Source organism: Modestobacter marinus, from assembly GCF_019799945.1.
Classification (GTDB): domain Bacteria; phylum Actinomycetota; class Actinomycetes; order Mycobacteriales; family Geodermatophilaceae; genus Modestobacter; species Modestobacter marinus_B.
Window position 1 is genome coordinate 74765 of sequence record NZ_JABGCH010000023.1, and the last position, 7605, is coordinate 82369.

The following is a 7605-nucleotide window of genomic DNA, read 5'->3' on the forward strand; positions in this document are numbered from 1 at the left end:
CTGGAGTCGCGCGCCGCTGCGCCGGGCGGCGCCCGCGGCGGAGCGCGATGATGTCGCCGTGTCGTCGCAGCCGCCGATGGATCACCGGCCCGACCGCCGACCGGCGGGCAGGACGTCCGGCTCGGCCCGCTGATCGCCCCAACCCACGTCCGGGAGAAGACCATGACAGAACAGAGCGTGCTGAACCCGTCCGCCGACGCGACGTCGCCGCCGACCCGGCTGATGCTGATCGGCGGGGAGTGGGTGGAGGGCGTCGACGGCGACTGGCGTGAGATCACCAGCCCGGGACGGCGCGGTCACGTCCTCGCCCGGGTCCCCCGGGGCGGGGTCCCGGACGTGAACCGCGCCGTCGAGGCCGCCCGGAACGCGTTCCCCGGGTGGCGCGACCAGCACTTCACCGCCCGCCAGCGGGTGCTGCTCAAGATCGCCGACGCCCTCGAGGGGCGCGTCGAGGATCTCGCCCAGCTCACCGCCGCCGACACCGGCAACGCGCTGCGCACCCAGGCGCGACCGGAGGCAGCGTTCCTGGTGGACCTCTTCCGCTACTTCGGCGGGGTCGCCGGGGAGGTGAAGGGGACGACGCTGCCGGCCGGTCCGACGCAGCTGCAGTACACCCGGCAGGAGCCGCTCGGTGTCGTGGGCGCGATCCTGCCGTGGAACTCGCCGCTGATGATCGCCGGCTTCAAGGTCCCGGCCGCGCTGGCCGCGGGGAACACGATCGTGCTCAAGGCCGCCGAGGACGCGCCGCTGACGATCCTCCTGCTGGCCGAGATCTGCGAGGAGCACCTGCCATCCGGCGTCCTCAACGTGGTCACCGGCACCGGCCGGAACGCGGGCAACGCCCTGGTCGAGCACCCCGGGGTCGACAAGATCTCCTTCACCGGGTCCACCGAGGTCGGCCGCGGCATCGCCGGCCGGGCGGGGGAGCGGCTCGCCCACCTGTCCCTAGAGCTGGGCGGCAAGAACCCGTCGATCGTGTTCCCGGGAGAGGTGACCGACGAGCTGATCGACGGCCTGGTCGCCTCGTCCCGGATCACCCGGCAGGGCCAGAGCTGCACCGCCGGATCCCGGCTGTACCTGCACCGCGACGTCCACGACGAGGTCCTCGCCCGGCTGACCGAACGGCTCGGCGCGATGAAGGTCGGCGACCCGCTGGACGAGGCCAGCGACATCGGCGCCGTCATCAACCAGACCCAGTACGACTCCATCCGGGAGTACCTGGAGGAGGGGCTGGAGACCATGCAGGTCGAGCTCGGCGGCCTGCCGCCGACCGACGGACCGCTCGCCGAGGGGTTCTTCCACGTCCCCACGGTGTTCTCCGGCGCGGACAACAGCTTCCGGCTGGCCCGCGAGGAGATCTTCGGCCCGGTGGTCGTCGCCATCCCGTGGACCGACGTGGACGACGTCGTCCGGATGGCCAACGACTCCGCCTACGGGCTGGGCGCCTACATCTGGAGCCACAACCTCGACCAGGCGATCACCACCGCGCACCGGCTCGAGGCGGGCTGGGTGCAGGTCAACCAGGGTGGCGGGCAGGTGGTCGGCCAGTCCTACGGCGGCTACAAGCAGAGCGGGCTGGGCCGGGAGGTGTCCCTGGAGGGCATGATCGCCGGGTTCACCCAGACCAAGCAGATCAACGTGCGCCTCGGCGACGGGGCCATCCCCACGCCCACCGCCACGGCCGGCCCCTGAGCCGGCCCGGACCGGCCTCGGCGCGGGTCAGGCGCCGAGGCCGGCCCACACCGCGTCGGCGTCCGGCATCGCGGCGATCTCGTCGCGGATGCGCCCGGCCGCCGCTCGGAACGCCGGGTCGCCGGTCACCTCGGTGACCGCGGCCCGGATCGTGGCGACGGCGTAGTCCTCCGGGGCGACGACCACCCCGGCGCCGGCCCGGGCCAGCAGGGCGGCGTTCTGGGGCTGGTCGGTCCCGCGCGGCAGGGCGACCTGGGGCACGCCGTGCACGAGGCCGCCGAGCATCGTGCCCGACCCGCTGTGGGAGACCAGCAGGTCGGCCCGCTCGAGCACGGCGGCCTGTGGGACGAACTCCGCGACCACGGCGTTGGCCGGCACCGGGCTGAGCTCGCCCGGGCCGAGCCGGCGCCCGGTCGTGGCGACCACGACGCCGTCGTACTCCGCCAGCGCCGTGAGCCCGGTCGCGAAGTCGGCGGTGTCGGTGTTCTTGACCGTGCCGAGGGTGAAGTAGGCGACCGGCCGGTCGCCCGCGAGGACCTCGGCCACCTCGGGCGGCACCGGGCCGGGCTCGCCGGCGCTCGGCCGGACAGGGACGGCACGCGGCCACGGCGGCGGGCCGTCCGGCTGCAGTGAGGGCGGGCACAGGTCGAGTGCCCGCTCGGCCGAGAGCTGCGCCCACAGCTCCGGCTCGCCGATGGCGGCTCCCGCGGGGCGGATGAGCTCGGGGTAGAACGGGAACATCGGGCCGATGCCGTGCACGACGCCCGGCACCTCGAGCCGTCGGCAGAGCAGCGGCGCCGCCGTCTCGAGGACCTCGTGGACGACGAGGTCGGGGCGCCACTCCTGCGCCATGGCGATCAGGTCGGCGAGCCGGGCGAGGGCCGGCGTGCCGAACAGCGCCACCACCCCGTCCATCATCTTCTGCTCCTCGGGCGTGCCCGGGTCCGCCCAGACTCGCTCGTGCGCCGACCACATCTCCGTCCAGGCCGGCCCGGCGGCGTGGAGGTCGAGCCCCCGAGGGGCCAGCGCGCTGACGAGGTCCAGGCCGGTGGCGACCCGTACGTCGTGGCCGGCGCGCTCGGCCGCCCGGATCAGCGGCAGCGTCGGGAGGATGTGGCCGTACGCCGGGCATGAGGTGAAGAGCACCCTCGCCATGCCGGTCAGGGTGGCAGGTCGGACGCCTGGAGTCGACGCAGCCGCGCTTCCGCCTCGCTGCTGCACCCAGGATGCTCGCCGCGAGTGCCTTCCGCGGAGCGTCCTCCCGACGACCGGTACCCGATACTTGCCAGGTCAGATGATCGCTGCGGCGGCCGAGACGTTGATCAGCCCGGACCCGGTCGCCACATCGCGGCCGGGCGTGGCCGGGTTGTTGAAGCGCGGGTGGCACCGGCCCACGCGGACGTCGATGGCGGTGCTGGCCAGTGCCTGCCCGACCTGGGCGGGGGTGGCGTCGTTGCGGACGCCGCGCAGCACCGCGGCCGCTCCGGCGATCTGCGGCGCCGCCGCCGACGTCCCCGAGAAGAGGGCCCAGCCGTCGTCGGCGGTCGTGCCGTCGGGCGGGTCGCCGACGCCCGTTCCCGTTCCGGCCGCCGCGCGCTGGACGTCGATCGGGCACCCTGGGGGGATCGGCATCATGATGTAGGAGGCGCGCGGTCGCATCCCGACCAGACCCGACACCGTGGGCACGTCGACGCCGCCGAACCACTGGCTGTGGTAGCCGCTGGAGTAGTCGGAGGCCTGCAGATCCAGGCCGGCGCTCGCGAACACGCCGCCGGCGGCGATGACGCCAGGAACCTGGGCCTCGGCGCCGAACTGGCCGTTACCGGCGGCGAACACGACGACGATGCCTTGCCTGATCGCGTCGAGTATCTCGAGGATCAGCGGCCGGTCGAACGGGTCCGGCTGCGCCGGCACAGGGTCGAGGTAGTCCCCGCCCCATGAGTTGGTCAGCACGTCGGGGGCGCCCGCCTTGGCGCGGACGAACCCGGCCAGGGCCCCGACGAGGTTCCCGTTGTCGTCGGCGGCGCGGACCGGCCGCAGCACCGCCTCAGGAGCGATCGCGAAGACGTTCGCCGACTCGCCGGTCCCGTGGCCGTGTGGGTCATGCGCCGGATTGGTGCCCGGGATGACCGTGACGGGCGGCTGCACGGTGTAGCCGTGTGCGGCGAAGAACGGGTGGCGGAACCAGCCGCTGTCGACCATCGCGACCGTCACGCCCGCGCCCCGCTGCCCGCGCTGGTGGGCGTCCCAGGCGCCGAGGATCGTCGCTACGTCGTCCGGGACGCGCAGGTGGAATCGGGGGACCGGCGGCGGGATGGGCGCCGGGAAGATCGCCATCGGCGGCCGCGGCCGTTCGAGGACGACTCCTTCCACCGCCGCTGGACCGGCGGTGCCGACGCCCAGCGCCTCGGGCTGTCCGTCCCCGACGATGTCCAGGTGAGTCACGTACTCCTCGCGACCGACGCGCGTGTGCACGAGCCGCTCAACCGCGATCAGCGTGCCGCCCGTGAGTGCCTCGAACGCGGCCGGCGGTCCCGCTACCGCCTTGCCGAGCCGGCTCTCGGCGACGACCTGGAGACCTGCCCGCTCGATCGCCTGCGTAGCTTCCGCATCGTCGGCTTCTGTGCCGTAGAAGGGCTCCGGGTCGCTGAGGTCCTCAGCATCCAGGAACGACGTGCCTCCTTGTGAGCGGACCGAGACATAGCCGATGACCACCTCGGGCAAGGCGTTGGCCGACTCCAGCGTTCGGGGCATCGACATCGCCGTTCCTCCGTCGCCTCTCAGCCGCTCGGATAGAGCTGTTTCGGGGGGACCACCGAGATCAGTTCCACGTCCCCGCGCAGCTCCTCCGGCACGGGGAGCTCACCCTCGGGCTCCGCGCCGAACGCGGCTCGCACCGCCGCGGCGTCCCCCGTCGCCAGCAGACCGACGACCAGCGGTGAGACGTCGAAGTCGTGCCTCCGCAGCCAGCCCGAGACGGGCTCGGGATCCCCGCCGGGCCGCAGCTGGACGACGACCTCGCGATGCTGCCGTTCCGACGTCATCCACAGGTGCATATCACGTCGTCCTCGCGGACCTCGTCACCGAAGCATCCTGCCCCCGCGTCACCGCGGCGTCACCAGACCGACGTTCCTCGTCGCCAGGGCACTGTTCGGTGATCCCCACCGCCTTGGGGTGGTCAGCTCCTTGTCTCGCGGAGTCGGATCGTTGGGTGTTCGTGCCACCTGACCCCTTGAAGTGGGGCTGTGGGACGACGTGGGTATCGCCCGGAGTGCCGGAGTTCCGGCGCAAGGTGCTGGATCTGGTGGCTTCGGGGCGCACGGTTCCGAGGTGGCCTTCGACCTGGAGATCAGCGAGCAGACCATCTACTCCCGGCTGCGCAGGACCGGATCGACCGGGGCCTGGAACCGGGGCCGACGACGCCCGAGCGGGCGGAGCTTCGTGCCGCCCAGCGCAGGATCGCCGAGCTCGAGGTCGAGCTGGCCGTCCACCGGCGGGCCGGTGAGCTGCTGGGCAAGCTGGTGCCTCAAAGGCGGTTCGAGGCCATCGCGGTGATGGCCGGCGAGGGTCTGACCGGGCAGGCGGCCACTCGTGTCCTGGATGTCACCGACTCCGGCTGCTACGCCTGGCGAGGCCGCGGCCGCTCGGCCCGGGCGGTGCGGCACGCCTTGGTGACCGAGAGCATCCGCCAGGTCCATCTGGCCTGCCCAGGGACCTACGGCTACCGACGTGTCCATGCCGAGCTGACCGTGGGCGCGGCATCGTCGTCGGGCACGCACGGTGGAACTGCTGATGGCCCGCGCCGGGCTCAAGGGGGGTCACCGGCGCCCCGAAGTGGCGCCGGGCCCGCCCGGACCTGCTGGCTGGCGACCTGGTCGACCGGCATTTCATGCGTGAGGGCGCGCACCAGCTGTGGGTTGCACGATCATCCTCGACGTCACCCGAGCCAGCGTTGCCATCGAGAGGGCTCGGGTTCGCGCGCTGGCTCCTCGCCCAGGGCGCGGGCAGCCTCGGCGATGTCGTCCGCGGTGAGCGTCGTCACGTCGGCCCGGTCGAGCGCATCCACACTCCGGTCCGCGTCGCGTGTCAGCCGCAGCGCCTGGCGGTTGAGCGCCTGTTCGAACAGCGTGCGGGCGAAGCGCGCGTTGCCGGACTCCTCACCAGTGCGGAGGCCACCGAGGATGCGGCGGAGCGTCGCTTCGGCGCCAGGCTCCAGCGCGTACTCGTGCTGGGCCAGGATGAGCGCGAAGATCGCTTCGAGTTCGTCCGTCGAGTAGTCGGGGAACCTGATCTCGCGAGCGAACCGGGAGCGGAGGCCGGGGTTCGAGAGCAGGAAGGACTCCATCAGCCGGGGGTAGCCGGCCACGATCACCACCAGGCGATGGCGGTGATCCTCCATGCGCTTGAGCAGGACCTCGACCGCCTCGGGCCCGAAGTCCAGCCGACCGTCGCCCTCTGGGGCCAGCGAGTAGGCCTCGTCGATGAACAGGACGCCGTCGAGTGCCCGGCGGATCACGCGGTCGGTCTTGATCGCGGTCGCACCGACGTACTGCCCTACCAGAGCGGCCCGATCGACCTCCACCAGGTGGCCCTTCTGCAGCAGGCCGACCGCCCGGTACATCTCGGCCAGGAGCCGCGCCACCGTGGTCTTGCCGGTGCCCGGGTTTCCGAGGAACACCAGGTGCTGGGACGTCGCCACCTCGGGCAGGGCGTGCGCCTTGCGGCGCGCTTGCACTTGCAGGAAGGCGACGAGCGCCTGAACCTGCTCCTTCACCGTCTCCAGTCCAACGAGCTCATCGAGCTCCGCCTGCACCGCCGACAGCGGCCGAGCCGGCCCGGGGCGGCCGCCGAAGAGTTCGCTCACCAGGTCGTCCACGCCCCGCAGACCGGGCCGCGGAAGTTGATCGCCCAGGCGACCAACGGTCTCACGCAGGTCATCGAGTGGCTTGCGGTTGGAAGCCATGCCGGGAGCCTAGACGGCCACCGAGGCGGAGGATCCATCGTGAGAGCCCAGGAGTTGGTCCTCGGTGGGGGTCGATGACCGCCCACCGCAGCCCTACCTGCTTCGGCGAGCTGACCGGTTCGCGTGGCGCAGTGGTAGGCAGCAGGGTCACGCTTGGTGTAGACGCGCGCTGCCCCAGTGGAAGCGCTGGATGTCGGGGTCTCTGAAGGCCCCGACAGGCGCGGCGCGTCTGAGCGTGCTGCAACTGCAGCTGCAGCAGCAGACGTTCCCCGCGCAGCGGATGGTCCGGAGCTGCCAGCGCGGTCACCACGCGATGGGAGGCGACGCCCGCCGCGAGGGCGTCGCACCGGTGTCGCCTGAGATCGACTGCCGCGTCGTCCGGTCGCGGCGGAGGACTGGCGACACAATCAGGACGGCTGCTGTCCTGCAGACAATGGGTGCGCGGCTCGACGGTAGGTGGTCGACGATCTGCACATCGTCAGTCGACTCGGAGCGAAGACAGCGGGCAGGTACGAAGGCCGGGCCGCCGGAGCGGCGACACCTCGCGCAACCCTGTCCCTGTGCGCACGCCCAGTACGCCGTCGAGGGCATCGATCGCCGCTTTGATCAAGTTGTCGAGGTCCGGCTCGTTACGCCCTCTCCCCGACGGCGGTGATCGCCGCGATGCGCCTTCGCCAGGCGCGTCCAGCAGAGCGACTGAAGGCGAGGGCGCCTGCGACCACCAAATGGTCACCGGTCGGCATGCTGACCGTCGCTGAGGAGGCCGCGTACGCCCGCGCCACCGAGCGCGTGGACCACATCTGGGCCCACAGCTCCGGCATCGACAGCTACCTCTACTTGTTCCGACCCCTCGGGGCGGAGGTCCAGGAACGCTGTGAGTAAGCCCGGATGCACCGAGCCGAGATGCTGTTGCACTGACGTGATCTTGCTTTGGTGCGGCGCGCCTGCGG

7 protein-coding genes are annotated in these 7605 nt (G+C 72.2%); 2 read left to right on the forward strand and 5 right to left on the reverse strand.

Features of this window, described 5'->3' with window-relative positions:
- Nucleotides 1-162: 162 nt before the first annotated feature.
- Nucleotides 163-1692 (forward strand): aldehyde dehydrogenase family protein, encoded by a 1530-nt coding sequence (locus HK417_RS17945; protein ID WP_222269044.1) that lies wholly within the window; start codon nucleotides 163-165, stop codon nucleotides 1690-1692.
- Nucleotides 1693-1719: 27 nt separating this feature from the next.
- On the opposite strand, the gene HK417_RS17950 is transcribed toward HK417_RS17945, so the two are convergent.
- From HK417_RS17950 to HK417_RS17970, 5 genes are all read right to left on the reverse strand, one after another.
- Complete coding sequence (locus HK417_RS17950; RefSeq protein WP_222269048.1) at nucleotides 1720-2847, reverse strand: glycosyltransferase; 1128 nt, start codon at nucleotides 2845-2847, stop codon at nucleotides 1720-1722.
- 135 nt (nucleotides 2848-2982) lie between these two features.
- Nucleotides 2983-4452 carry a S8 family serine peptidase gene (locus tag HK417_RS17955; protein ID WP_222269051.1) on the reverse strand — a complete coding sequence of 490 codons (1470 nt, stop codon included), beginning with the start codon at nucleotides 4450-4452 and terminating at the stop codon, nucleotides 2983-2985.
- Nucleotides 4453-4472: 20 nt separating this feature from the next.
- Complete coding sequence (locus HK417_RS17960) at nucleotides 4473-4736, reverse strand: hypothetical protein (protein ID WP_222269054.1); 264 nt, start codon at nucleotides 4734-4736, stop codon at nucleotides 4473-4475.
- Between the two features lie 321 nt (nucleotides 4737-5057).
- Entirely contained in the window at nucleotides 5058-5222 is a 165-nt protein-coding gene (locus tag HK417_RS17965) for a hypothetical protein (RefSeq protein ID WP_222269056.1), read from the reverse strand.
- 407 nt (nucleotides 5223-5629) lie between these two features.
- Nucleotides 5630-6655 carry an AAA family ATPase gene (locus HK417_RS17970; protein WP_222269059.1) on the reverse strand — a complete coding sequence of 342 codons (1026 nt, stop codon included), beginning with the start codon at nucleotides 6653-6655 and terminating at the stop codon, nucleotides 5630-5632.
- A 741-nt stretch (nucleotides 6656-7396) separates the two neighbouring features.
- On the opposite strand from HK417_RS17970, the gene HK417_RS17975 reads away from it, so the two are divergent.
- Nucleotides 7397-7537, forward strand: coding sequence for a hypothetical protein (locus HK417_RS17975; protein WP_222269064.1), 141 nt, complete (start codon nucleotides 7397-7399; stop codon nucleotides 7535-7537).
- Nucleotides 7538-7605 lie beyond the last annotated feature (68 nt).